23 protein-coding genes are annotated in these 25,740 nt (G+C 52.1%); 5 read left to right on the top strand and 18 right to left on the bottom strand.

Going from position 1 to position 25,740, the window contains the following annotated elements:
* Positions 1-79: 79 nt before the first annotated feature.
* From yihA to lonB, 3 genes are all read right to left on the bottom strand, one after another.
* Positions 80-724, bottom strand: coding sequence for a ribosome biogenesis GTP-binding protein YihA/YsxC (gene yihA, locus BLT35_RS04655; protein ID WP_074727134.1), 645 nt, complete (start codon positions 722-724; stop codon positions 80-82).
* Positions 725-802: 78 nt separating this feature from the next.
* Positions 803-3,133 (bottom strand): endopeptidase La, encoded by a 2,331-nt coding sequence (lon, locus tag BLT35_RS04650; RefSeq protein WP_074727133.1) that lies wholly within the window; start codon positions 3,131-3,133, stop codon positions 803-805.
* Positions 3,134-3,239: 106 nt separating this feature from the next.
* Complete coding sequence (gene lonB / locus BLT35_RS04645) at positions 3,240-4,943, bottom strand: ATP-dependent protease LonB (RefSeq protein ID WP_074727132.1); 1,704 nt, start codon at positions 4,941-4,943, stop codon at positions 3,240-3,242.
* Positions 4,944-5,138: 195 nt separating this feature from the next.
* On the opposite strand from lonB, the gene BLT35_RS04640 reads away from it, so the two are divergent.
* Positions 5,139-5,897 (top strand): N-acetylmuramoyl-L-alanine amidase family protein, encoded by a 759-nt coding sequence (locus tag BLT35_RS04640; protein WP_083351185.1) that lies wholly within the window; start codon positions 5,139-5,141, stop codon positions 5,895-5,897.
* A 126-nt stretch (positions 5,898-6,023) separates the two neighbouring features.
* Here the strand turns inward: BLT35_RS04640 and ispG are convergent, their stop codons facing one another.
* From ispG to clpP, 3 genes are all read right to left on the bottom strand, one after another.
* Positions 6,024-7,133, bottom strand: a complete 1,110-nt coding sequence (gene ispG, locus BLT35_RS04635) for a flavodoxin-dependent (E)-4-hydroxy-3-methylbut-2-enyl-diphosphate synthase (protein WP_054819244.1) — start codon at positions 7,131-7,133, stop codon at positions 6,024-6,026.
* A 131-nt stretch (positions 7,134-7,264) separates the two neighbouring features.
* A complete protein-coding gene (clpX, locus tag BLT35_RS04630) occupies positions 7,265-8,530 on the bottom strand; it encodes an ATP-dependent protease ATP-binding subunit ClpX (protein ID WP_062409271.1) in 1,266 nt (421 codons plus the stop codon).
* Between the two features lie 15 nt (positions 8,531-8,545).
* Positions 8,546-9,136 (bottom strand): ATP-dependent Clp endopeptidase proteolytic subunit ClpP, encoded by a 591-nt coding sequence (gene clpP, locus BLT35_RS04625; protein WP_054819243.1) that lies wholly within the window; start codon positions 9,134-9,136, stop codon positions 8,546-8,548.
* Between the two features lie 65 nt (positions 9,137-9,201).
* On the opposite strand from clpP, the gene BLT35_RS27765 reads away from it, so the two are divergent.
* Positions 9,202-9,324: a hypothetical protein gene (locus BLT35_RS27765; RefSeq protein WP_302848183.1), complete on the top strand. Its 123-nt coding sequence runs from the start codon at positions 9,202-9,204 to the stop codon at positions 9,322-9,324.
* A gap of 251 nt (positions 9,325-9,575) precedes the next feature.
* On the opposite strand, the gene tig is transcribed toward BLT35_RS27765, so the two are convergent.
* The 3 genes from tig to BLT35_RS04610 all read right to left on the bottom strand — a co-directional run bounded on the left by tig (position 9,576) and on the right by BLT35_RS04610 (position 12,448).
* Positions 9,576-10,865, bottom strand: a complete 1,290-nt coding sequence (gene tig / locus BLT35_RS04620) for a trigger factor (protein ID WP_074727131.1) — start codon at positions 10,863-10,865, stop codon at positions 9,576-9,578.
* 151 nt (positions 10,866-11,016) lie between these two features.
* Complete coding sequence (locus BLT35_RS04615; protein ID WP_074727130.1) at positions 11,017-11,925, bottom strand: hypothetical protein; 909 nt, start codon at positions 11,923-11,925, stop codon at positions 11,017-11,019.
* A gap of 181 nt (positions 11,926-12,106) precedes the next feature.
* Positions 12,107-12,448 carry a hypothetical protein gene (locus BLT35_RS04610; protein WP_054819242.1) on the bottom strand — a complete coding sequence of 114 codons (342 nt, stop codon included), beginning with the start codon at positions 12,446-12,448 and terminating at the stop codon, positions 12,107-12,109.
* Positions 12,449-12,756: 308 nt separating this feature from the next.
* Between BLT35_RS04610 and asnB the strand changes: the two genes are divergently transcribed.
* Positions 12,757-14,601, top strand: coding sequence for an asparagine synthase (glutamine-hydrolyzing) (gene asnB, locus BLT35_RS04600; protein WP_074727129.1), 1,845 nt, complete (start codon positions 12,757-12,759; stop codon positions 14,599-14,601).
* 80 nt (positions 14,602-14,681) lie between these two features.
* Here the strand turns inward: asnB and BLT35_RS04595 are convergent, their stop codons facing one another.
* The 3 genes from BLT35_RS04595 to BLT35_RS04585 all read right to left on the bottom strand — a co-directional run bounded on the left by BLT35_RS04595 (position 14,682) and on the right by BLT35_RS04585 (position 17,272).
* The gene (locus tag BLT35_RS04595; protein ID WP_074727128.1) at positions 14,682-15,320 is read right to left on the bottom strand and encodes an XTP/dITP diphosphatase; all 639 of its coding nucleotides are present in this window, start codon (positions 15,318-15,320) and stop codon (positions 14,682-14,684) included.
* The gene (gene rph / locus BLT35_RS04590) at positions 15,301-16,062 is read right to left on the bottom strand and encodes a ribonuclease PH (RefSeq protein ID WP_074727127.1); all 762 of its coding nucleotides are present in this window, start codon (positions 16,060-16,062) and stop codon (positions 15,301-15,303) included. Before rph ends, BLT35_RS04595 begins: the two co-directional genes overlap by 20 nt.
* Before the next feature lie 175 nt (positions 16,063-16,237).
* The gene (locus BLT35_RS04585; RefSeq protein WP_074727126.1) at positions 16,238-17,272 is read right to left on the bottom strand and encodes a GerMN domain-containing protein; all 1,035 of its coding nucleotides are present in this window, start codon (positions 17,270-17,272) and stop codon (positions 16,238-16,240) included.
* 225 nt (positions 17,273-17,497) lie between these two features.
* On the opposite strand from BLT35_RS04585, the gene BLT35_RS04580 reads away from it, so the two are divergent.
* Positions 17,498-18,013 carry a phosphatidylglycerophosphatase A family protein gene (locus BLT35_RS04580; protein WP_054818994.1) on the top strand — a complete coding sequence of 172 codons (516 nt, stop codon included), beginning with the start codon at positions 17,498-17,500 and terminating at the stop codon, positions 18,011-18,013.
* Positions 18,014-18,089: 76 nt separating this feature from the next.
* Here the strand turns inward: BLT35_RS04580 and BLT35_RS04575 are convergent, their stop codons facing one another.
* The 4 genes from BLT35_RS04575 to BLT35_RS04560 all read right to left on the bottom strand — a co-directional run bounded on the left by BLT35_RS04575 (position 18,090) and on the right by BLT35_RS04560 (position 21,596).
* Entirely contained in the window at positions 18,090-18,641 is a 552-nt protein-coding gene (locus BLT35_RS04575) for a hypothetical protein (RefSeq protein ID WP_074727125.1), read from the bottom strand.
* Between the two features lie 3 nt (positions 18,642-18,644).
* The gene (locus BLT35_RS04570; protein ID WP_074727124.1) at positions 18,645-19,727 is read right to left on the bottom strand and encodes a Ger(x)C family spore germination C-terminal domain-containing protein; all 1,083 of its coding nucleotides are present in this window, start codon (positions 19,725-19,727) and stop codon (positions 18,645-18,647) included.
* 137 nt (positions 19,728-19,864) lie between these two features.
* Positions 19,865-20,857: an MBL fold metallo-hydrolase gene (locus BLT35_RS04565; RefSeq protein WP_074727123.1), complete on the bottom strand. Its 993-nt coding sequence runs from the start codon at positions 20,855-20,857 to the stop codon at positions 19,865-19,867.
* A gap of 1 nt (position 20,858) precedes the next feature.
* Complete coding sequence (locus BLT35_RS04560; protein ID WP_074727122.1) at positions 20,859-21,596, bottom strand: class I SAM-dependent methyltransferase; 738 nt, start codon at positions 21,594-21,596, stop codon at positions 20,859-20,861.
* Positions 21,597-21,764: 168 nt separating this feature from the next.
* Here BLT35_RS04560 and BLT35_RS04555 point away from each other — a divergent pair, with 168 nt between their 5' ends.
* Positions 21,765-22,976: an ROK family protein gene (locus BLT35_RS04555; RefSeq protein ID WP_074727121.1), complete on the top strand. Its 1,212-nt coding sequence runs from the start codon at positions 21,765-21,767 to the stop codon at positions 22,974-22,976.
* Between the two features lie 74 nt (positions 22,977-23,050).
* Here BLT35_RS04555 and BLT35_RS04550 read toward each other — a convergent pair whose 3' ends face one another.
* Together BLT35_RS04550 and BLT35_RS04545 are read right to left on the bottom strand one after the other, a co-directional pair.
* Positions 23,051-24,223: a DNA sulfur modification protein DndB gene (locus BLT35_RS04550; protein WP_074727120.1), complete on the bottom strand. Its 1,173-nt coding sequence runs from the start codon at positions 24,221-24,223 to the stop codon at positions 23,051-23,053.
* On the bottom strand, positions 24,223-25,398 hold the full coding sequence (locus tag BLT35_RS04545) for a DNA sulfur modification protein DndB (protein WP_054818989.1): 1,176 nt from the start codon (positions 25,396-25,398) through the stop codon (positions 24,223-24,225). The genes BLT35_RS04550 and BLT35_RS04545 overlap by 1 nt, the downstream gene beginning before the upstream one ends.
* Positions 25,399-25,740: the final 342 nt, after the last annotated feature.

Genomic DNA, 25,740 nt, shown 5'->3' with positions numbered 1-25,740 from the left:
GTTCCCCGTACCAATGCCGTAAAAAGGCAAAAAGAAGCAGCCCGCAGTCTTTCCTGTGTTCAAGACCAGGGCTCTTCTTTTATCGGCTTTCATTTTCTTTGGTGTTATTTATTGCATCTTCAGGCTCCGATATTGCGCCGTCTCCGATCCGCTGCTCGATGACGGACCACAACTCGTCTTTACCGAGTCCCGTTTCGGAAGAGAACAGCACAAGCGGGTCGGACTTGTCCGCACCCAGCGTCTCTCTAACGATCTTCATGTGCTTCTGCCATTTGCCCTTCGGGATTTTGTCCGCCTTCGTGGCTACGAGGCACACCGGAACCCCTTTATGCTTGAGCCAGGCATACATCGCCTGATCGTCCTTCGAAGGCGGGTGACGAAGATCAATAACCTGCAGCACAAGCTGCAAATATTCCCGCTTCAGCAGGTACTCCTCGATGAACTTCCCCCACTTTTCCCGTTCGGTTTTGGACACCTGCGCATAGCCGTAACCGGGCAAATCGACAAAAAATAAATCGGTATTAATCCGGTAATAGTTAAGCTGCTGCGTTTTGCCGGGCTTCGAGCTGGTGCGGGCCAGATTTTTACGGTTGATCATACGGTTGATTAATGAAGATTTGCCGACATTAGAACGCCCTGCCAGAGCAATTTCCGGCAAGGCATCGGAAGGATATTGGCTTGGACCGACGGCACTGATCACAAATTCAGCCTGATTTACTTTCATGCCATTTCACTCATTTCTAACGGATGCCGATTGATCCGAACCGATCTCCGCGCAGCGGATTCAATCGGCGCATATATATTAGACTCCTACAGGTTTGACTAAAGCATGTTCAAGAACTTCGTCCATGTGGGAAACAGGGATAAAGTTCAAATCGCTGCGCACACTTTCGGGTATTTCTTCAATGTCCTTTTCATTATCTTTGGGCAAGATGACCGTACGGATGCCTGCCCGGTGGGCAGCCATGCACTTTTCCTTCAATCCGCCGATCGGAAGCACGCGGCCGCGAAGCGTAATCTCTCCTGTCATGGCCACATGGCGGGAGACAGGTATACCGGTAAGCGCCGAGACCAACGCCGTGCCCATCGTAATTCCGGCAGAGGGCCCATCCTTCGGGATGGCTCCTTCCGGAATGTGTATATGAATATCAAATTTTTCATGAAAATCGGCTTGAATATGGAACTGCTCAACCCGCGAACGTGTGTAACTGAATGCGGCCTGAGCGGACTCTTTCATCACATCGCCGAGCTTGCCCGTCAAAGTCAGCTTGCCGTTGCCGGGCATGACCGTCACTTCGATCACCAGCGTGTCTCCGCCGACTTCTGTCCAGGCAAGTCCCGTGACGGCTCCGACTTGGTCTTTTTCTTCCGCCATCCCAAAACGGAATTTGGGTTGACCCAGGAACTCTTTAAGATTGTCCTCCTGTACGTGCACGCTTTCTGTTCCGCCGACGACCTGCTTGGCGGCCTTTCGGCAAATCGATGAAATTTGCTGCTCCAGGTTGCGGACGCCGGCTTCCCTTGTGTACTCGCGAACCGTTTTCATCAGCGCCGCTTCATCTACGATCAGCTGCTCATCCGTCAGCCCGTGATCTTTCCGCTGCTTCGGAAGCAAATAATTTTGCGCGATATGCAGCTTCTCGATCTCGGTATAGCCCGGGATATACAGCACTTCCATTCGGTCCAGCAGCGGTCTCGGAATATTGTGCACGCCATTGGCCGTCGTAATGAACATCACCTTGGATAGATCGAAAGGAACTTCCACATAGTGATCGCTGAACGTGCTGTTCTGTTCCGGATCGAGGACCTCCAGCAGCGCCGATGCCGGATCGCCGCGAAAATCCATCGCCATCTTGTCGATTTCATCCAGCAGGAAAACAGGGTTGTTGGTCCCGGCCGTTTTCATCCCCTGAATGATCCGTCCCGGCATGGCGCCGACATAAGTACGGCGGTGTCCCCGAATCTCAGCCTCGTCCCGCACTCCGCCCAAAGAAATTCGAACGAATTCGCGTTCCAAAGAGCGTGCGATGGAGCGGGCAATCGACGTTTTCCCGACGCCCGGAGGCCCTACGAGACACAGAATCGGACCTTTCATTTTTTTGACCAGCTTCTGTACGGCCAAATATTCAAGAACGCGTTCCTTGGGCTTCTCCAAGCCATAATGGTCCTGATTAAGGATTTCCTCCGCTTTGCGGATATCCAGATCGTCTTCTGTCGAATGCGACCAGGGAAGGGCAAGCAGCCAATCGATGTAATTGCGGATCACCGAGCCTTCCGCCGATGTAGCCGGCATTTTCTCAAGCCGATCGATTTCTTTTTCGATCTTCTCTTTTACTTTCTCCGGCACTTCGCTTTGCGCCAGCTGGCTGCGCAGCTCCTCCGCTTCACCAGCGCGGCCTTCCTTGTCCCCCAGCTCCTTCTGGATAGCCTTCATCTGTTCGCGCAAGTAATATTCCTTCTGCGTCTTCTCCATTTGTTTTTTGACGCGTTGGCTGATTTTGCGCTCGAGCTCCAGCACTTCCCGTTCGTTGTTCAGAATGTTCAACAGCTTTTCCAGCCGCAAACGCACATCCACGGTTTCCAGGATTTCTTGTTTATCTTTAATTTTTAAAGATAGATGACTGCAAATGACGTCCGCCAGTCTTCCCGCCTCATCAATATCGGAGACGGCGGCCAGCGTCTCCGGGGTCACTTTCTTTGAAAGATTAATATAATGCTCGAATTGATTTAATACGGTACGCATCAATGCATCGATTTCCGGATCGGACACTTCCTGTTCGGGCAGTTCCTTGACGTGAACCTCATAATATTCGTCATTGACCAGAAACTCGGTGATTTCCGCGCGCACGACGCCTTCCACAAGAACCCTGATCGTACCGTTGGGTAGCTTGAGCATTTGACGTACTTTGGCAATGGTACCGATCCGGTAAATGTCTTCGTTCTTCGGTTCTTCAATATTTACTTCGGATTGCGAGCACAGCAGGATCATGCTGTCCTCGACCATCGCTTTCTCGAGCGCACGCACCGACTTCTCTCTGCCTACGTCCAAATGTAGAACCATGCTCGGATAGACGAGCAATCCCCGCAGCGGAAGCAGCGGCAAACGACGCACCTTCTGTTTGCTCGGTCCCATTGGCGAGCACCTCCAGACTTAACATACATGCTGTGATTTACATTTTATCAAAATTGTTTTCAAAACACCAATCAGCGCCTTTATCCAAAAAGAGACGCCAATCGCCCTATTCGAGCGCATCGGCGTGCAGTATTGTTACAGAAGCGGGAGAGGCGGGCTCCTGAACCAAATCCAGGGATTCGGATGAAACGTGGAGTTCCATGCCCAATGCATGATACAGCGCCTCTTCAATGCAATCGACGGGGATGACCTCCAGACCGTTTAAACCTGCAAAAATTTCCTGCCAGTTCTCCTTGGGAATGATGACCCTGTTTGCTCCTGCCTGGAAAGCGGCTTCCACCTTGGCAATAACCCCTCCCACAGGCTTTATTTTCCCGTGAATGCTGATTTCGCCAGTCATGGCGATATGGTTGTCCACCGGAATTTGTTTAATGGCCGATGTGATGGCAACAGCCATCGAAATTCCCGCAGAGGGTCCGTCAATCGGAATGCCTCCCGGAAAATTGATGTGCAGATCGAAATCATGCGGCCTGATGTTGAGTCTTCGAAGAACGGTTAGCACATTCTCTACGGAGCCGCGAGCCATACTCTTGCGCCGCAGCGTCCGCGCGCCCCCTCCCATCTCTTCCTCATCCACGACACCCGTAATCGTAAATTGTCCGCCGCCCGGCTGTGCCGCGGGGATTGCCGTTACCTCGATGTCCATTAGCGTTCCCATATTGGGGCCATAGACGGCCAATCCGTTCACCAAACCGATTTCAGGCTGCGAATGAATTTTTTTCTCCGGACGCGGAGAAAGCTGAGAACTGTTGACCACCCATTCAATATCGGCCGCCGACACTTCGCGGCGCTGTTCCGTCAATGCCATGCCCGCCGCCAACTGAATCACATTAACGGCTTCCCGTCCGTTGGTCGCATACTTTTTCACCACATCGATCGCTGCGCTGTTCTCGGGAAACCCGATTTTTTTGAGCGCTTTGGCGGCAATCATGCCAATCTCATCGGGCAGCAGCGGGCGAAAATAAATTTCCATGCAGCGGGAACGGATGGCGGGAGGAAGCTCCTGCGGATTGCGCGTCGTAGCACCGACAAGCCGAAAATCTGCCGGCAGCCCGTTCTGAAACACGTCATGAATGTAGCTCGGCACATTCGTGTCTTCCGAATTATAATATGCGCTCTCAAGAAATACTTTACGATCTTCAAGTACCTTTAATAATTTATTCATCTGATGTGGATGTAATTCCCCGATTTCATCTATGAACAATATTCCTCCGTGCGCCTTGGTCACCGCACCCGGCTTGGGCTGGGGAATACCGGCAACCCCCATGGCTCCGGCTCCCTGATAAATCGGATCATGAACGGAGCCGATCAAAGGATCGGCAATGCCGCGTTCGTCAAATCTTGCCGTGGTCGCATCGATTTCCGTAAATTTGGCGTCGGGACGAAACGGGGATTCCGGATTCTTCTTCGCTTCTTCCAGCACTACACGGGCAGCTGCCGTCTTTCCTACTCCCGGCGGCCCGTAAATGATGACATGCTGCGGGTTAGCCCCGCATAAAGCGGCCTTCAGCGCGCGCAGACCTTCTTTTTGTCCAACGATATCTTCCATCGATGACGGGCGTGTTTTCTCTACAAGGGGCTTATTGAGCGAGATGGAACGAAGCTTGCGCAGCTTCTCCAGTTCCTTCTTGGATTCTTTGTCTACGGCCGTACGGTTCGTTTGCTGATTGCGCAGCAAATTCCAAAAGTACATCCCGATTACAATGGCAAAAAACAACTGGATCACCATTAAAACTACACTGATGTTCATAGCGTTTTGACCTCCATATGATTTCAGCTGACCGGGCTTTGTTTGCGGATATTTCCGGGGTCAGTTGCAGTTTCATTGATAACATATATGGTATTATTGCCCAGTCGTGGTAGCATTAATCGCTAAAGCTCGAGAAACTTTTTGGGGGATGCTAAAGAAGGCAGCACATTTCATTGGACGACAGGGGTGAGTTTTATGGCCACACGAATCATCATTAAACGTATGGCATCACTCGGATTAGCGCTATCGATCTTACTTATGCCCAAGTTGCCAGGACTTTTGGTGCAGGTGCAGCAGGTGCAGGCATCAGCTCCCGATTCCTTTTTGCAGCCTAATGCAATAAGCGAACATCCGGCTATATCGAATGTGGATGTCATTATCGATGCAGGCCATGGAGGAATCGACGGCGGAACTTCGTATGGGGAGCTGTTGGAGAAGGACATTAATTTGGCCATTGCCGAAAAAACCTACGAGGCTTTACGGAAAAAAGGCTATATTGTTCTTCTCAACCGTTCGGGAGACTATGCGCTCAGCGGCGAAAATCTGTGGTTGAGAAGCAGATCGAGACATTTGAAGGATTTGGCGCAGCGGAGTCATTTGGCCAATGAAATCAAACCTAAGGCGATGATCAGCTTACACGTCAATTCGGCCAGAAATTCGTCCAAAAGAGGAGCCATTCTTCTTCATCAAAAAAATGAGCAGAGCAAACAGCTGGCCCAGCATCTTCAGCATTCGCTGAATCATTTGTACGGCATTCACGAAAAACCCTTCTACGGAAAGACTTACTATCTGCTTAAGCACTGCCGGATACCTACCGTTATTGTGGAGATGGGTTTTATTACGAATCATCAAGACCGCGAAATGCTGGTCCGGCCGGATTGGCAGCAAGCCATCGCCGATCATATTGCCATAGGGCTGGAACAATATTTAAAGACGTCATCCAATCCCTCCTAGACTTTGGTTTATTTTGTTATTGGTCTTTATCCCCGTTTTTATACGTTTATGTAAGCAGGGTGCAAAAAAAGCCTCGTATCCGTCTCGCAAAAGACAGATCCAAGGCATTCTCGTTTAAAGCCGTTGTTATGCATTGGCATGATGCTTTCTGCCGGGAATTTCACCGGTTTTATTAAAATGATCGACAATATGATCGATTTCCTTCTTCAGTTCGGAAAGGAGTTCGGCTTCAGGGACTTTGCGGATCATTTCGCCGTAGCGGAACAGCAAGCCTTCTCCACGGGCTCCGGCAATTCCGATATCGGCTTCCCGAGCTTCGCCGGGGCCATTGACGGCGCAACCCAGCACGGAAACTTTAATCGGTACCTTCAGCTTGGAAATATATTCTTCAACTTCATTGGCAATGGAGAAAAGATCAATGTCAAGACGTCCGCAAGTCGGACAAGAAACAAGCGTGGCCGCATTCGTGATCAAACCGAATGATTTGAGAAGCTCGCGACATACTTTGACTTCTTCCACCGGATCCGCGCTAAGCGAGATACGGATGGTGGAACCGATCCCCATACTGAGCAGCGCCCCTAGACCCGCGGCACTTTTTACCGTTCCGGAGAATAATGTTCCTGCTTCCGTGATACCCAGATGCAGCGGGTAGCGGAATGCAGCCGCCGCTTTCGTGTAAGCGGCTATGGCCATAGGTACATCGGAGGCTTTAAGAGATACGATGATATCATGAAAATCAAGCTCTTCCAAAATTTGAATATGGTACAAGGCACTCTCAACCATGGCTTCAGGAGTCGGGTAGCCATATTTTTCTAAAAGATGATTCTCCAGGGATCCGGCATTCACACCGATGCGAATCGGAATTCCCCGCTCTTTGCAAGCCCTGACCACGGCTTCCACTTTCTCGCGGCGGCCAATGTTCCCCGGGTTGATTCTCACCTTATCAATACCGTTCTCAATCGCCAGCAGCGCCAGACGATAGTCGAAATGGATATCGGCTACAAGCGGAATAGAGATTTGCTTTTTGATCTCTTTAATGGCTTCCGCCGCTTCTTTATTGTTTACTGTCACGCGCACGATCTGGCAGCCGGCTTCCTCGAGCCGATGAATCTCCGCTACCGTCGCCTTCACATCCGCCGTCTTGGTCGTGCACATGCTTTGGATGATCACGTCGTTGCTGCCGCCAATGGTCAGATTTCCAACTTTGACCGGAATTGTTTCCGTTCTATGAAACATCTGTTTTCTTCTCTCCCATGATACCAAACATCCTCCGCTCCGAAGCGCGTGTTCCTTGGCCCCTGAACGGGTGAAACAAGGAATTTTCGGCAGCGGATTGGAGGTGTTTGATTTTATTGTTTATCCTGCGCTTACGCGCTTTCTTCTTTTTTCTTCACCGTTTGGCCGTCGAGGGCTGTAATCTGCGGAGCGATCTTGGCTTGGACCACTTCCTTCGTTACAACGCATTTGGACGATTCGGTACGGGAAGGCGCTTCATACATCACGTCGAGCATAATGCCTTCAATGATGGCTCTTAAGCCCCGTGCCCCGGTGTTGCGCTTGATCGCCTCTTTGGCAATCTCTTCCAACGCCTCGTCCTCGAACTCGAGCGTAACATTATCCATCTCAAGCAGCTTTTGATATTGTTTGACGAGCGCATTCTTCGGTTCAGTCAAAATCCGGATCAACGCCGCTTCATCGAGCGGCTCCAGTGTGGAGATAACCGGAATACGGCCTACAAATTCTGGAATTAAACCGAACTTCAGCAAATCCTCAGGCAGCACAAGCGACAAATACTCGCCCGGCTTCAGATCGACTTTGTGTCCATCCGTACCAAACCCGATGACTTTTTTGCCGATCCGGCGTTTAATAATCTGTTCCAAACCATCAAACGCTCCTCCGCAAATGAACAGGATATTCGTTGTGTCGATTTGGATGAATTCCTGATGCGGATGCTTGCGCCCGCCCTGCGGCGGAACGGAAGCGACCGTACCCTCAAGAATTTTGAGGAGCGCCTGCTGAACACCCTCGCCCGATACATCGCGTGTGATGGACGGGTTTTCGGATTTGCGCGCCACTTTGTCGATCTCGTCGATATAGATAATGCCGCGTTCGGCTTTTTCGACGTCGTAATCCGCAGCCTGGATCAGCTTCAAAAGAATGTTTTCCACATCTTCCCCTACATACCCGGCTTCGGTGAGTGAAGTGGCATCTGCTATCGCAAACGGCACATTCAATATTTTGGCCAGCGTTTGCGCCAGCAGCGTTTTTCCGCTCCCGGTCGGACCCACTAGCGCAATATTGGATTTTTGCAGCTCCACATCATCCAGCTTGCCCTGCTGCGTATTGATCCGTTTGTAATGGTTGTAAACCGCAACGGAGAGCGATTTTTTGGCCTGCTCCTGCCCGATAACATAGGAATCCAAAATAGCCCGGATTTCCATCGGCTTGGGTACATCCTTCAGATCGAGCTCTTCTTCATGGCCCAATTCTTCCTCAACGATTTCCGTACAAAGCTCAATACATTCATCGCATATATAAACGCCCGGTCCGGCAACCAGCTTGCGCACCTGCTCTTGCGATTTGCCGCAAAAGGAGCATTTCAGCTGGCCTTTTTCGTCGTTAAATTTAAACATGGGATCACTCCTTTTCTATGTCAAATCACTGCGAGTGATAACCGCATCAATGAGCCCGTATGCTTTAGCTTCCTCCGCACTCATGAAATTGTCACGGTCTGTGTCGCGTTCGATTTTTTCGTATGGCTGTCCTGTACGTTCCACATAGATTTGATTCAGCTTCTGCTTGGTCTTGATAATCCAGTCGGCATGAATTTTAATGTCCGATGCCTGACCGCGAACTCCTCCAAGCGGTTGATGAATCATAACCTCGCTGTTCGGCAAAGCAAAGCGTTTGCCCGGCGCCCCGGCGGTTAACAATAACGAGCCCATACTTGCAGCCATCCCGACGCAAATGGTCGAAACGTCCGGCTTGATATATTGCATTGTATCATATATACCCATTCCTGCGGTAACGGAACCGCCAGGGGAGTTAATGTACAAGTGGATATCCTTCTCGGAATCCGTTGCAGCCAAAAATAACAATTGGGCTATAACCAGGTTGGCGACATCGTCATCGATCGCACTGCCCAAGAAAATAATGCGATCCTTTAACAAACGCGAGTAAATATCGTAAGAGCGTTCGCCGCGGCCTTCCTGTTCTACAACCATAGGTACCAGAGTCATCGTCTCAACCCCTCTACTTCGTTAATGCAATACAAAGAACTTACAAAATCATTGTAGCACGTTTAATGGCTAAAGTCATTCTCATGCAAATAACCCGCCCTCATCTCACGCCTGCAACCATCACGGCCGTTTCCATCGCCATGCTGAACGACGGCAACCGCCTACTGCTCATTATGCGCTCTCCGTGAGCTTACTATGTACTAAAAGCAAAGCCGTTCTTATGTCGGTTTAAACGTTTGCGGCTAAATACCGCTATGTACGCAACTACGCAACGTTCATATGTACGGCGTAGGCAAAGCTATGTACTTCTTATTGTACTGCTATGTCATTCTTATGTGCATTCATCAGCCGGCAGAAACGCAATTTTTGGGTAAAACAAAGGCACGCATGGAAGTACACGTGCCTTTGAATGTATGTGACGCGGTATGAGCGTTACTCGTTACGCCGTTTTGCTGTTGTCGAGCAGGAATTTAACCGTTTTACGGTTCACAATGTCCTGAACCAGGGAAGGCATGTTTCCGTTGGACGTGAAGATGCTGCGGATCTCGTCTGCGGAACGGCCATACAATTTGGACAAATTCTCCAGCTCGGCATTGATTTCCTCTTCTGTTGCTTCCAGGTTCTCAGCCTTGGCAATGGCTTCGAGCACCAGGTTATTCCGTACGCGCTTCTCGGCGTCGGCGCGCATTTGACCTTTCAGGTCCTCGACGCTTTGTCCGGTAAACTGGTAGTACATCTCGATGTTCATGCCTTGCGTACGCAGACGGGCTTCAAATTCTTTAACCATTTGATCGGCCTCGTCATTGATCATGACTTCAGGAATTTCAACTTCAGCCGCTGCAGCAGCTTTCTCCACCACTTGAGCTTCTCTCTTTGCGTTGATCTCGTTTTGCTTGCGCTCTTTCAGCTTACTTTCGAGATCAGCCTTGAACTCTTCAAGCGTTTCGAACTCGCTGACGTCTTTAGCGAATTCGTCGTCAAGCTCCGGCAGGTTTTTGCGCTTGATATCGTGCAGCTTGATTTTGAATACGGCTTCTTTGCCCTGCAGCTCTTCCGCCTGGTAGTTTTCGGGGAAGGTAACCGTAATGTCCTTCTCGCCGCCTTTCTCCAAACCGACCAGCTGCTCTTCAAAACCAGGAATAAAGCTGTTCGATCCGAGCTCCAGGGAATATCTTTCGGCTTTGCCGCCTTCAAATGCAGCGCCGTCTACAAAGCCCTCGAAATCGATCACGACAATGTCGCCGTTTTGCGCAGCGCCTTCTTCCACCGGAATCAGCTCCGCATGACGCTTTTGCAGTCTTTCCAGCTCTTCGTTGACTTCTTCCGCCGTTACGGAAGCTTCTTCCGCTTCGAGCTCGATGCCCTTGTATTCGCCAAGCTCCACTTCCGGCTTTACGGCAACCTTGGCTTTGAACTTCAAACTTTGTCCTTTGCCGAACTGCTCGACGTCTACTTCAGGACGGTCTATGGGCTCGATGCCTGTTTCTTGCACGGCTGCAACATAGGCGTCCGGCAAAATAATATCAAGCGCGTCCTGATACAAGCTCTCCACACCGAATTTGGATTCAAAAATGGCGCGGGGCACTTTGCCCTTGCGGAAACCCGGGACATTCACCTTTTGTACGACTTTCTTGAATGCCTTGTCCAGGGCGGCGGCCACCTGTTCCGCTTCGACTTCAATATCAAGAACGGCTACGTTCTTCTCTATTTTTTCCCAGCTTGCTTTCATTTTATGCTTTCCCCTTCCAAAAATGTTCCATCCATGATTTGTTACCGCAACGAACTGAGGACAAGCCTCTCGATATAACCATTATATTATAACTAGAATGAGTTACGTTTTCAAGGTATAAATGAATGTTGCAAAACGATAGAGACGCCGATCAAACCCTTCGGGTAAATACAGTCGAGGCAAACTGCTGCATCAACCGGTACGCCTGCTCCCATTGAAACGCCAATTCGGACGTAATGCCGTACTGCTCCAGAATTTCCGCTTTGTCTCCGCCCTCAAACAGATGCTCCAACAGCGTCAAGTGCAGCGCTGCGGCCCAAACATCCACGCAATCGGTTTCCTGCTTCAGCATTTGGTCATAAAACGAGGTGCCGTAAATAAACGCGAGGAATTCGTTCCAGGTTTCCCCTGCAAAATAGGATAAAGCCGGGTGCTGCGTTTCGCTGATTTCCTGCACCCGATGGATAATATCTTGAATTTGCGAAGGGAACTGGTCGAAACCCGCAGGCGTATCCTCGATATCGACCTCCGCCGTTTCCCCGTTCTTATGGAGCGCCACAACACCGGTGACACCGCGCTTTTTTAACGTTTGGAGCGTTTTGAATTGAACAATGGGATGAAGCGGCATCTGCGTAAGCCAATCGAGCAGGGCTTGATCAATATCCGGATGATCCAAAAAAGCGAGCTGATCCAGCGCCAGCATCAGCTTGTCCACGTCCTTGTGTTCCTTCAGGCTTTCCAGCAGCTTTTGGGCATACTCCATGCTCTGTTCACCTTTTGCGCTCAGATGCTCGCGCAGCAAATCCGTCTCGCTCAGATCCTGCTCCAAGTCGCTTTCGGGTTTGAATATGAGATCGGGAAACATCATATACAGCCAATCCAGAAGCGATTGCCATTCTTCCCTCGCCCTTGCGTCGCCGGACTGGCAGGCAAGGAGGAAACGCAGCAGCCTGATCGCTTCGCCGTATTGTTCCGACTCCAGAAGACGGGTCAGTTCATATTGATAGTACTCGACGGTTTTGGGAAATAGAATTACATTATCGTTCGATTGTCCGTTCATGTGACACCGCCTTTCCTTAAGCGACTTTCTTATGAATGCCAGTGTACCCGAAAAAGAAGCCGAAAGCAAAATTTGCCTGCTGCGGCTGCTGATCACAAAAAAGCCCCTGATGGCATCCATCCGGGCTGCATGTAATTTCAACTGGTACGTTGGTATGGGGTTTGACATTCGTCCGCAGATCTTAGTCCATTTTCATGGCGGCTTGGATCAATTGAGCCTTGATGTGCGGATTTTTGTCGATGAAGGCGTACATTCTGTCGACAGCTTCCTTGTTTTGCAAGTAGTCGCGTTCATTTTGAATCATCTGGTGAGACCAGTTCAAAAGCGCAGCTTCCGCCGCTCCGAGACGGTTCAGGGCCGTGTGCAATCCGGTATCTTCAACAAGCCGCTCCATGACTTCCTGGTTTACGGTACCCAGCTTCTTCGTGGTAGCCAGCTTTTGCTCGAACTCTTTGTTGACTTTCTCAAAATGCTCCTTGGCTTCTTTATATTCCTTTTGCTGCTCCGATAAAGTCTTTTTCATACTTATGACCACCTTTCATGTTGATTCTCTGCCTTCCTGTCCTGCGCCGTGATGAAAAAAGGGAACCAAAACTCCGCTTTTTTGTTTCATAGGCCGCGCAAGGCAGAACTTACCCAATGGTTTTATACGCTTTAGTGTAACTTTTATTCGATCGTTTGTCCAATTATTCGTCAAGTTTATGAGCCGTCCGCCCGCTACGGACAGACATGAATCGCGTTTTTCCCGCATAACCTTTAACATCTTGCTGTCGCTCCTTGGATAGGCTTGTTAGCCTGGAGGAATTCCAGAGATCAGAAAGGATGAAGACTATGTGTGGAATTACGGGATGGATTGATTGGCACAAAGACTTGACGCAGTATCCGTCCATTCTTGAAAATATGACGGATACGCTGGCCCCCCGCGGTCCGGACGCTTCCGGCACCTGGATCACGCCCCGTTGCGCCCTCGGCCACCGCCGTCTGAGCGTCATGGACCCGGAGAACGGCGTGCAGCCGATGACGCGGAGAGCAGGCGACAATACGTACAGCCTTGTATACAACGGTGAGCTGTATAATGCCCCCGAGCTGAAAAAGGAACTGGAGCTGTGCGGCCACCGTTTTCTAACCGCATGCGACACCGAGGTGCTCCTCGTGGCGTTTATCGAATGGGGCCGGGCCTGCGTGGATCGGTTTAACGGCATTTTTGCTTTCGCCGTTTGGGATGATGAAGAGCAAACTCTGTTCGCGGCCCGCGACCGGCTCGGCGTCAAGCCGTTTTTTTATTCCTACACGGACGGACGGCTTCTGTTCGGTTCGGAGCCTAAAGCCATTCTCGCACATCCCGATTTTCCCGCCCAAATCAGCGGGGAGGGGCTGGCCGAGATCTTCGCTTTAGGACCGGCGCGTACCCCCGGGCACGGCGTATACAAAAATATGCACGAGCTGAAGCCCGGCCACTGCATGGTCCTGGATGCGAACGGCATTCGCATCCGCGCTTACTGGAAGCTGGAAAGCAAGCCTCACGAGGATACCGTCGAGGCCACTGCCGGGAAGGTGCGTGAGCTTCTGGAGGATACGGTTCAACGCCAGCTTGCTTCCGACGTGCCGGTCTGCACACTGCTCTCGGGCGGACTGGATTCCAGCGCGCTTACGTCTTTTGCTTCCCGTCATTATCATGCGCAAGGGCTCGGCACACTGCATACCTACTCGATCGATTACGTGGATAATGACAAGCATTTCAAAACGAGCGCCTTCCAGCCGAACGCCGATGCGCCCTGGATCCAACGGATGACGGATTACTTGGGCACCGTTCATCACGCGCTGGAATTTGATACGCCGGAGCTTGTAGACTCCCTGAAAAATGTAGTGTACGCCCGTGATTTGCCGGGGATGGCCGATGTCGACGGCTCGCTGTACTTGTTCTGCCGGGAAATCAAAAAGGGCGCTACGGTGGCGATTTCCGGCGAGGCCGCGGATGAAATATTCGGCGGCTATCCCTGGTTTCATCGTGACGATGCCCTGAACGCGCAAACCTTCCCCTGGTCGCTCGCCACTCCGGAGCGCATCGCTTTGCTGTCGCCTGATTTTGTCGATTGGGTGAAGCCGGAGCAGTATGTTCAGGAACGGTACCGCCAGGCGTTATCCGAAGTTCCGCGGCTTGCCGGCGAGAACCGGAAGCAAAACCGGATGCGCGAGATGTCGTATCTCAATATCACCCGGTTCATGCCGACCCTGCTCGACCGGAAGGACCGGATGAGCATGGCGGTGGGACTTGAGGTTCGCGTACCTTTTTGCGATCACCGGCTCGTTGAATACGTCTGGAACATTCCCTGGGAAGTCAAGACAGCGGGCGACCGTGAAAAAGGCATTTTGCGGAAAGCGCTCAAGGGCTCCTTGCCCGACGACGTGCTGACCCGTAAAAAAAGCCCGTATCCGAAAACACACAATCCAAATTACTTGTCGGCTGTCCGTTCCTGGGTTCTGGACATTTTGCACGATTCCTCCTCGCCGCTGCTGCAATTTATCGATGTCGCCAAAATCCGCGCGTTAGCCGAGGACGACGGCAGCCGGTTCGACCTTCCCTGGTTCGGACAGCTGATGACAGGACCCCAGCTCTTGGCCTACCTTGCCCAAGTGGACACCTGGCTTCGCGCCTACAAAGTGGGCATTCGCTGACGGCGTACGGAAATCGGCCTCTAAATAAAATGACGGGACGAACTGCCGGAATGTTTCACCGTGCAGGCTTGTCCCGTCATTTATTTGCGGTCAAGCATGTCCCACAGCTTTCGCAGCGCACGGCCGCGGTGGCTCAAGGCGTTTTTCTCCTCCATCGTAAGCTCGGCAAGCGTACGGCCAAGCTCCGGCACATAGAAGAGGGGGTCGTATCCGAAGCCCCGTTCTCCCCTCGGCGAATCGATGATGACGCCTTCGCATTCCCCTTCAACCTCGGCTACAGGCTCGCCATGCTTGTCCACAAGCGCTATGGCGCACACGAACCGGGCCGGGCTGAGATATACAGGCCCGCCCGGCGCGGGGCCTTGAGCAGGCGCTGCGCGCTTACCCAGTTCATCCAGCAGCTTGCGGTTGTTCGCCGCATCATCCGGCGGCTCTCCGGCGTAACGCGCGGAATACACTCCGGGAGCGCCGTCCAGCCGATCTACGCATAATCCGGAATCGTCGGCAGCGACCGCGACTCCGAACCGCAGGGCGATCGCCCTCGCTTTAATCAGCGCGTTGGCCGCGAACGTTTCCCCATCCTCCGGGATGTCCGGAATGTCCGGGTAATCCCGCAGGCTGCGAACCGTCAAGCCTTTGTCCCGAAAGAGGGATTCGAACTCTTTTACCTTTCCAGCGTTCTTCGTTGCAATAAGGATTTCAGACCCGGTAAGCAGCATGGGCAGCCCCCCTGATCCGTTCAGAGATCACTCCGAGCACTTTTTCCTGTTCACTGATCATGGATTGGATGCCAAGCTCAGCTAACAACAGCAGCTCATCGAGCTCTTTGCGGGAGAACGGCGATTCCTCTCCTGTCCCTTGAACCTCTACAAATTTGCCGCTGCCGGTCATTACCACATTCATATCCACCTTGGCCTTGGAATCTTCGTCGTAATTCAAATCAAGAAGCGCTTGTTCCTGGATAACGCCCACACTGACCGAGCCAAGAAAATCAATGATCGGAAAACGGCTTAATTTTTTGTCGGTTGCCAGTTTATCGATCGCAATGGCCATCGCTACAAACGCCCCCGTGATCGACGTCGTACGGGTTCCGCCATCCGCTTGAATCACGTCGCAGTCGAGTGTGACGGACCGTTCTCCAAGCGCATCCAGTTGAACGACAGAACGCAGCGCACGGCCAATCAACCGCTGAATTTCCATGGTTCGGCCGCCCAGCTTGCCTCTGGCCGATTCCCTCTGGTTTCGGACCGAGGTCGCGCGGGGCAGCATCGAATATTCCGCCGTTACCCAGCCCTTGCCCTGCCCTTTCATAAACGGGGGCACCCGCTCTTCTATCGTAGCGGTACAGATCACCTTGGTATCGCCCACTTCGATGAGCACGGAGCCTTCCGCATGTTTATTATAATTCGCCGTGATTTTTACCGGCCTGGTTTCATCGGCTCTTCGGCCGTCGCTTCTCATCAAGTGCTTCTTCCTCCTTTTGCTCTGACGCTCCTTATTGTACCAGAGCAAATCCGGAAAACCAACCGGCACCGATTTCCGTTAAGGACGCCCTTGTTCATCAATAGAATTGGTTAAAATTCCCCCTTTATCGGACACCGCCGCATAAAGGGGGAAATATTCGTGAGTATAAGACTTATAATTTGATCTGATTGACCGCCTGCGGTCTGGACACCGGCTTCGCGTAGCTTTGGTTGTCCGTCGTGCTCACATCCGCTTTCCCGTTGACCAAAATTTGCACTTTGGTGGCCGCTCCCGCATTCTCCGTCAAGGAAAGCACAACGGCTCTCAACGCTTCGGCCGGAGCTTTATGATCCGGTCCGAGCATCTTGTCGGAGAAATTGACCGTGATGATATCCTCCGCTTTGCTAACCTTGAGCAGCTCCGCGCCGGGCGTCATCACGGCGCTCAAGCCTGTCTTCTCATTCGGACCGGCTATAAGCTGCTGCACAACCGCTTCAGTGACCTCGTCGGTCCGCTTGATCAATCGGGTCACCGGCACATAGTAGCTGTATTCTTCCTGATTTTGATTCAGGAAATAAAGGGTCACAGGAGTCGTCTGCCCGTATTCCACGTGTTCGGATTTCTCCAGGTTGATGCCCATCTCCCGAGTCAGCGCTTCGTCCAACGGCGTTTCGCCGACGGGCATTTCTTTCAGCGCCTTACCCTCTACGCGAATTTGCACTTTGTCCACGGTCGGAAAGCTCGTAAGAGTCCAAGTAATGCCCTCCAATATTTTCCTTTCGTCCTGCAGGTTATAATCTGTGAAGGAATTGGAGAAATCTACGATAGCGAGCTTATCTTTAATATTGATGCCTTTAATTTCGGTTCCTTTGGGCAGCAGACTCGTGAAGCCCGCCGGAAGCCGGCCTTGTGACGGCCCGCCTTCCACCATATATTCCAGAGCTCTCTTGGCTGTGCCTTCTGTCTTCTCGACCTGTAAGGCAATAGGTGCGACAAAACCTTTCTCATCCTTTGCATATACCGTAATCTGCATCGGATTGGCAATGGCAGCCAAGACGGCTTTGGCCCCCGCGGCCCCGGCATCCGTCCCGGTCTGTGGAGGATCGATCGGCTGGGATTGTTCCTTTGTCGCTTCCGAGCAGCCGGAAGCCAGCAGCACCACAATGCCGGTAACGGCGGCCCACCGTGTCCATTTGTACTGTTTCATTGCTTTTCCTCCTTGATTGTCGGGGTGTTGTCCTTTTTTTACTCTATGTATACGAGACAGAGACAAGTTTATGACAATAATTTATCTGCCGCATTCGGATCTGCCTTTCTAGCTCTTAGAGCGGAAGAATCCTTGATTTTCCTGTCCTTGGAAGCCTATAATAAAAAATGTGTTTCCCCAAAAAGAAGCGAATCGCCAGATCGAAAATACGAAGGAGGCGTCCTCATGAAATACACTTTGAACAGCAAGGAAGTGGCTGAAGCCTCCCGTGAATGGCTTATGAAACGCGGGGTCCGGACTGAGGATATTGCAGAACTGACGTATTTTCTGCAAAAAGATTATTATGATAACCTGACGATGGAAGAATGCCTGTCCAGCGTGGAACAGGTGTTGTCCAAGCGGGAAGTGCAAAATGCCATTCTGACAGGCATTCAGCTGGATATCTTGTCGGAGCAGGGCAAACTGATGTCCCCTCTGCAGGAAATGATCGAGAACGATGAAGGGCTTTACGGCTGCGATGAAATCCTGGCGCTCTCCATCGTTAACGTATACGGCAGCATCGGTCTGACGAATTTCGGCTATATCGACAAGCTCAAACCGGGTATTGTAAAAGAACTTAACGATAAAAACGGCGAGCGCAAGCATACGTTTTTGGACGATATCGTCGGAGCCATCGCCGCATCGGCCAGCAGTCGGATTGCACACCGCAAACAGGAAGAAAAAGAGAAAGGAATGCGGTAATACCGCTCCGTAAAAACAAGGGCGATGCCTCTCATGGATGAGAAGCATCGCCCTCTTTGTTTACAGGTCAGGCTGTTTATTCGAGCGGCGCCAGCGTTTCGGCAATGGCTTCTATGGCTTCCGGAGCAGTGCCTTGGAGGGGCTGGATGGCGATAAACGTGTCCCCCTGCTTCAGATAGAGCGCGCGCTGTCCGTTTACCGTTAACCAGTCGGCTGTACCAATACTTAGCTTCACTTCTTTCTCGGACTCCTGCCCCGGCGGCCTGAGCTCTTCAGGCGACTCCAGGACAGCCATATGTTTAAATTTCACCGTCATCACCTTCCCGTTGCCCTGCACTTGGTCGATCTTGTCATCGGGAACCGCTTTTTGCGGTACATAAATGGAAGCGACTCCGGTGAACTTGGCAGTATTTCGAATATTCTCCTTGTCCGCCTCCGTGTAGCTGATCGGCACAAGCTGCACCTGAGCCGCCGGCGGGTTGGCAGCCTGGTCTCCTTGATTTTGATTTTGCCCCTGCGGGGGCGTAGTCTGATCCTTCTGGCAGGCCGTTAAGGCAAACAGAGATGACGCGAGGAGCAGTGCAAAGAACCATACCGTTCCCAGTTTCCACGGATATCGTGCATTCATTGTTTACATACCTCCATGTAAATTGACGTCGACGTCCAATTTGATTTCCGCCCGAGACAGCGCTTCTCTCCATCGTTCTTGCGTCCATAAGCCGCTGTACTGCTTACGGACGGCTTCCCCCAGACGCAGCGGGTCGGTCCGAAGCTCCTGCAGAGAACGGATAAGCTCCGCCCCCTTCTGCTTCAGCCTTTCTTTCCACTGCCCGGCGGTTGACCGTCCGTCCGAAAGTGCCGATACCGTCAAAACCACCCTCAGCTTCGGCTGCTTTAAATCGCCATTGGCGGCTATATCCGCCCTGCAGGAGACCTGCCGAAGCGTTGTGGATCTGCCGGCGGCGGATTCTGCCTGATCCGTCCCCGGCCAAACAAGCCGAGACAGATCGCTACCCCGCAAGCAGGAAAGCAGTTCGCTTTGACCGGCGGAAAGCACGGTGACAAGCTTTTGATTTTTAAACAGCAGGGCCTGAGGAGCTGTCTTCCGGCTGCCCTCGCCCGACCGGGATAACGCCTCCGCAGGCAGATAAGGCAGGACAAGGTCGTCGCCATACCGGGAATCATAGGCGCCCAGCGTGTCTAAGGCCCAGCCGCTTTGGCCGAGCAGCGCCATACCGCCTTCCGCTCCGCCGGGGCTGCGCACCCATCGCTCGGCCGAGCCTTCCACAACGGCAAGCAAGGGCTTGCGTCCTTGCCTCACACCAAGCCGCTGCAGCTGCTTGGCCCAGGATGCCGGGAAGCCGTGAGTACGCACCCAGGCTTCACCGACGGCAATAAATTGCGGAGACGCTTTTTGTTCCCACTGCCAAGCTGCGTCCGCGAAGGTGGCAAAGGATTGCGAGCGCGGCTCCGCCGCCGCATAAGTCTGCAGCTTCCCGCCCGCCAAGCGGGCGAAGTGCTCCGAAGTCGTTACGCGCAGTCCTCCCGGACCATCGTCAACTCCGGCCATCGTCAGCCGCGCCCCTTCGTACGGAAGCGGCCTCATCGATTCGTTATCAGATGCCCTGCAGCCGGTTGCCGCAACAAGGCATGCGATGACCGGAAGCAGCAGCCGGAGCGATGCGCCTTTCGGCGGCAAGCCGTCTTTTGTCATTGAGCCTTCCCCTTCCTTTGCGCATGGCAGAGAGCAAGAGCTCTGCATTTCTTACTGGTCTCATATTTCCCATTTTGCAGTAAAATATGCAGAAAGCACCAGATCTTGCTTATCGCGCCGGAACAGGCACACTCGGCTTATTGCTGCTCATAGCGGATGATGCCGTCCCGCTCTGTACACCGCGCCGCCCCTTGTTCGCGCAGCCAGATCAGGTGCGCCACCGTCTCCGACAGAGCGAACCGGAGCTGGTGCGTGCTCAGCTTCTCTCCGAAGGCGGCGCGGCATACGTCATAAGCCGTACGCGGCTGCGTCAGGAGAACACGCATCGATTCAAGCCTCTGACGGTGATGAGCGATCAGTTCCTTCGCCCGCTGCTGCAAATGAGCGAACGGCTCCCGGTGGCCCGGAAACGCCAGGCGCACCTCGTAGCGGCTGATCAGCTCCAAGCTCGCCATATAGCTTGCAAGCGGGTTCTCGTCGATACCGGGCAAATAGCTGACATTAGGCGAAATTTGCGGCAGCACATGGTCGCCGCAAAACATCGTTGCCGTCTCCGCACGATAAAAGATCAGGTGCCCGGAAGCATGCCCCGGCGTATGTATAGGCTCGTAGTCGTCCTTGCCCAGCCTTACTTTTTGCGCTTCATCAATAATGGTGACTTGCGGCTGCGGCGATACGGCCTGTACGAAGCTGTCCATATTCTCCCGCACCGCCTTCTCCAGCTCCGCGGGCAGCCCGTTGGTTCGAAACAGCGCCATCAGCTTTTCCGTCATAGGCTGACCCTCGCCCCACAGGAGACGGGTTTGCTCCCAGGCCGTCCGCGACATCAAGACGGGAGCGCCGCCCGAGCGTTCCTGAAACCATCCTGCCAGGCCATAATGGTCGGGATGATGATGAGTGAGCGCGATTCGCTCGATGTGGTCAAAACGAATCCCACGTTCGGCGAGCACCGACTCCCACAGCAATTCGGCCGCTTCCGTCCGGAGGCCCGGATCGATCAATGTCCAGCCGCCGGGCCCGGGCAGCAGATAGCTGTTGACAAAGCGCAAAGGAAACGGAAGCGGAACTTTCACCTGCAGAACATCGCCGTGCTCCGTAACCGTAGTGGATAACGACAATCGACTTGACATCCTACGCTTCCCTCCTGCCTACAAAAATCATCCGTTGGGAGTCATCGGGCTCATATGGAGAAGCATCGTAGCCGCCGTACACGGCATCTACAGCCAATCCCGCCCTGCTCAGCATCTGAAGAAAGGTTTCCCGATCAATTAGCCTCACCTGCTCATCATAAACCCGTTCTTCCCGGTTCTTTTCATCCTGCAGCACAATCGTTTTCCGGACGAACCCATCCTCGATCCGACGCCGTTCGTCGATGGTAATCCCGCCTTCCGTACGCACCGAATGCGGGACGAGGTGAGCGGCCACATAAGACGGATTCAAATAGTCGATAATGAAACGTCCTTCCGGTTTAAGCAGTCTTTGAATTTCCCTTAATACCCTTTCATTGTCAGAAGGCTCGGTAAAATAACCGAAGGACGTAAACAAATTAACAACCGCATCAAACTGCTCCGTCAAAGGCACGCTGCGCATATCTCCACGAATCCATCGCACTTCGCCCTTCCTGTCCAGCTTCTTCGCCTCTGCCAAAAGCACCTCAGAAAGGTCGACTCCCGTGACCTGAAAGCCAAAGTCATGAAGCGCCATCGAATGGCGGCCCATTCCACAGCATAAATCAAGCACTCTCGCTCCTTCCGGCAGCTCCAGCCAGTCCATCATCCGATGAACCTCTTCATAAGCCCCTTGTAAATCACGATGTTTATATACCAACAAATAATCTTGTCCAAAGCTCTTTTCAAACCACTCCGCCATCTCTCCATCGTCCCTTCCCGCATATCTCATACAGCCGATTGAATACCGCAAACTACACCCTATTTTACCAGAACACGGCCTCAAAAATCACGTTATTGTTTCCGACCCGTCACGAGTATAGTATAATTATATTTTAATCAGCAATGATTCTGGCATCGGAGGAAGATCATGGAACATGATAGCCTGGAACGAAGAATTTCCGGCCGGAAAGCAAAAGATATTTTTGAACAAATACGAAAAGTGGGAACCGTATCCAAAATCGACCTCCTCGATAAGAGCGGCCTGACCGGCAGCACCCTGACCCGAACCCTTGAAGAGCTAACGGCGCAAGGGCTGATCCTGGAGGCGGGCTTTGGAGAATCGACAGGCGGCAGAAGGCCGATTCTATACACCATTAATCCCAACTATGCCTATGTGTTCGGACTGGATATATCCAGAATGTACTCCAAGCTGATGCTCTTCGACCTGCAAATGAACAAGCTGGAGTCGAAAACCTGGGTGATGACCGAGAGCCTTAGTCCGGATGTACTGTTTGATGAGATTGTCTTGACGGCGCAGAAGATGATGTCCGGGCGCGGCATTTCCTCAAATAAAGTGCTTGGCATGGGTGTCGGGGCGGTAGGACCGGTCGATCGAGCCTCGGGCACCATCCTGGAACCCTTATATTTCCCTTCCGAGGGCTGGAACCAGGTGCACGTGACCGACGTTCTGGGGCAGAGGCTCGGGTTTCCCGTTCTCCTCGACAACGGGGCCAATACCGCCCTGATCGGAGAGTCCTGGTCCGACCGCGGGCGGGATTATCGGCATCTGCTGTATATTCATGTCGGCGTCGGCCTGCGCTCGGCCATGATGACGAACGGGCAGGTCGTTTACGGGGCAGTGGACATGGAAGGAGCCGTCGGGCAGATGATTATTCAAACCGACGGGACCCGGCTGTGGGATGAAGGCAATTTCGGCGCCTGGGAATCGTACGCCTCCATTCATGCGCTGGAGCGGCAGGCTCAGCGCCGGCTTAAGCAAGGGCGTGACAGCCTATTGCTCCGTTTGGAGCCGGATCCGGAGAAAATCACGTTTGCTCATCTGGGACAGGCTTTGCGCGAGAATGATCCTCTAACCGTCGAATTGTTCACTCAGGCCGCCACTTATTTTGGCATCGGATTATCCAATTTGCTCAATATTCTGCATCCCGAGAAAGTCATTCTCGGCGGTGCTTTGATCGGCAGCCATCCCGGTTTTTTCCATACCGCCACTCGCGTCGCCATCCAAAGAACCTACTACTATCCGAAGTACCAGGTCGTGTTCAGCCAGGGCTCCTTGGGGGAAGATGCGCTTGCCACCGGTGCGGCAATTATGGTCATCAACAAACTGACCGGCGTTTAAGTTTACATCGCTCCGAAAACCAAAAAAGCTCCACAGAAACCTATGGGTCGCCGTGGAGCTTTTCTCATTTTCGATTATGCTGATGCTTCATCTTCATTGACCGGGTCGCCATGCATCTCCTGGAACAATTCAACCAGTTTGGCGTGTTTGCGCAGCGATTTCTCATGAATGAGGTTCAGCTTCCCATTGTCAAGCAGCCCGAAACGTTCGATCAGCTGCTCGTTTTCATGGGTCCAGTCGAAGCCTTCAAAAATGTTCAAACAGGTCGTCCAGTTTTTCACATATTTGCCGTCCGCAAACAAATAACGGTTCGCATAAAGCGCGATACTCTCCTGCATGGCACGCGAAGACGAACTGTACTGAGGCAGACCAGGCTGTTCCGGCATCAACGGAATGAGCGTGGTAAAGAACTGGTGCAAAATCTCGATATACGTGGAAGGATCCTGCTTGATCTTACGCGCCAGCTCATAAGACGGCTGCATCTTCCCGGTAAACAACATGGTGGCCGTAGAATACAACCAGCTGAACGAAGTGAAATTTTTGTTGTATGCGGTCAGGTTGGCCCTGCGTTCCACGCCCGCGCCCTTCAAGAACACGTTATGATCCACTACCTGCTGAATAACAACGTTGAGCGGGTCGATGGAGTCGAACGAATGGCCGAGCTCCTTGCTTACCAGCTGCACCTTGGAGTTAATGTCTCCAAACAGCTGCTTTTCTTCTTCTTCGCTAAGGCCGATATAAATCTGAACCGCCAGCTCGCTTTCCATAAGCTCCAGACGGCGGCGCTCCAACTGCTCTACCTGCCCTTCAAGCTGTTCCAGCTCGGCGGCAATTTCCGCATTGTCCGGCGTCTTGCGATGCTTGATCTTCAAAGCGGCAACCTTCTTTTCCAGGCTGCGGGCTTCTTTGAGCATTTGCTCGCCTACATACCCCAGCGCAAGAATACGGTGCTGTCCGTCAAGTATGCTCAGCTTGGAACCCGGGCGCAGGAACAAACCGTTATCCGCCTTAGCCAAGCTGCTGACATCCCGCAGGCTGAGCGTAACCGGGCCAAAAAACACGCGGTCAAGATCGCGTTCTTGCAAATAGTTCGCAATTTTGCGGCGCTGACCGGCGCTCAGCTTCCTCTGCACCATCGGGTCGATCGTTGTATAGTTCAACAAATCCTGTACTTGAATGGCTACCGTTGCAAGTCCGAAACGATCACAAAACGGATGGATCGTCATTTGTAGGTTTAAGCCGTCCATTAGCCAACGTCCTCCTTAGTGTTATCCGTTTGGAAAACTTGTTCAGCAAGCGAGTCTTCACGAATCAGGAACATATGGTGCTCCTGATAAAAATCTTTAATATACTGGTATGCTTTCATAATGCGGGAGCGTCTGGGCAAACGGTCTTTCTCATCCCCAGTGTAAATGGCATCCCAATCGATGTGAGGCAAAATTTTAAGCGCATAGTCAAGCGCATATTTGTTAAACGTGCCGGTTTTGGTCACTTCATCATGGAAGAACATGGACAGAGCGATTTGCAGGTTCTCCGACCAGCACAATTCGCCTTTTTCCGGCGCAGGCAAATACTTCAGCAGGCTCTCAAAGTAATGGACGGCCAGCTTCATGTGCTCCTCCACCTGTTGATCCTCGAAGTAATACCCGTTGTTCCGGGCGGCTGACTTCAAACGCCCTTCAAACAAACCAATCATTATCTCGATCAGCAGGTGATAAGAGAACAGGTACTCCGGCCCTTTGCCACGCTCGGTAAACATATCGACCGGAATTTGTTTCATCACCTCTGTCTCCAGTGCCAAACGGGAAGCAAGGACATGATAAAATCTGCGCTGCTCTCTCAAAACCGCCAAATTCCCGCCGATCTTGCGCGGGAGCTTATTGATATCCGAGAACAGCTGGCGCTCTTGACGCGCATTGATATCAAGATAAATCATCGTGGACATCGGGAACGTGTACAGCTTGCTCAGCTTCGCCGAAATCTCCTCCATACGATCGTACTCTCTGCGGTCTTTGGCCCGCGCCATAGCGCTTTGCAGCGTTTCCATCAAACGCCGGAATGCCGCCAAGCGATGCTGCCCGTCGACCACGTACAGTTTCTCGATGGCTTGAAGTCTGTACAAGCGTGAATCCGGATCATATTCACCGGCACCGCGGGCAGACAAAATAATCCCCGGAAAATAAATCCCTTGTCCGTGATCCAGATAGAGCATGATATAGTCCATCATTTTGGACAAGTTTTGCGGGACGATGGAGCGCTGAACCTCCAAATCCACTTCATAGATGGCGAAAAGCTTGCTCATGGGCAATGTTGTAGAAAGCGTCGTTTGGCCGAATGTTCTGGAGACGACCCCTGGAATTTCTATATACGACGACGCCTTCTGCTCTGCCAGCAATTCCGACAGAGATGTGATGTTATCCATATCCATTTCCTCCTTGGATACCTTGCAGTCAGGCATATAAGTATATTTTACTATAATAGGTTGATATAATTCCATTATACACCGAAAATGCCCAAAACATTCAGGTTTCCGGCAGATTACGCAGGTTTTTCACAAAAAAAACCATTTGACAACAGAAAACCCTTGGAAAAAGCGCGATCCGCGCCTTTCAACGGTCTCAGCCCGGTACTGCAAAGTTATAGTTAGGCATATAAAATTAATCGTATATTCTTTTCAAAGGGTTGTCAATTCATACGGCCTGAAAGTCATGGCTGCTTTTTGATAAAAATATGAACGTTTTCAAAAAGAAATAAATGACAAAGA

It is taken from the genome of Paenibacillus naphthalenovorans (genome assembly GCF_900099895.1).
GTDB classification, from domain to species: Bacteria; Bacillota; Bacilli; order Paenibacillales; family NBRC-103111; genus Paenibacillus_G; species Paenibacillus_G naphthalenovorans.
Note: the sequence above shows the minus strand (reverse complement) of the source record. Positions and strands in the feature narration are given on the sequence as shown.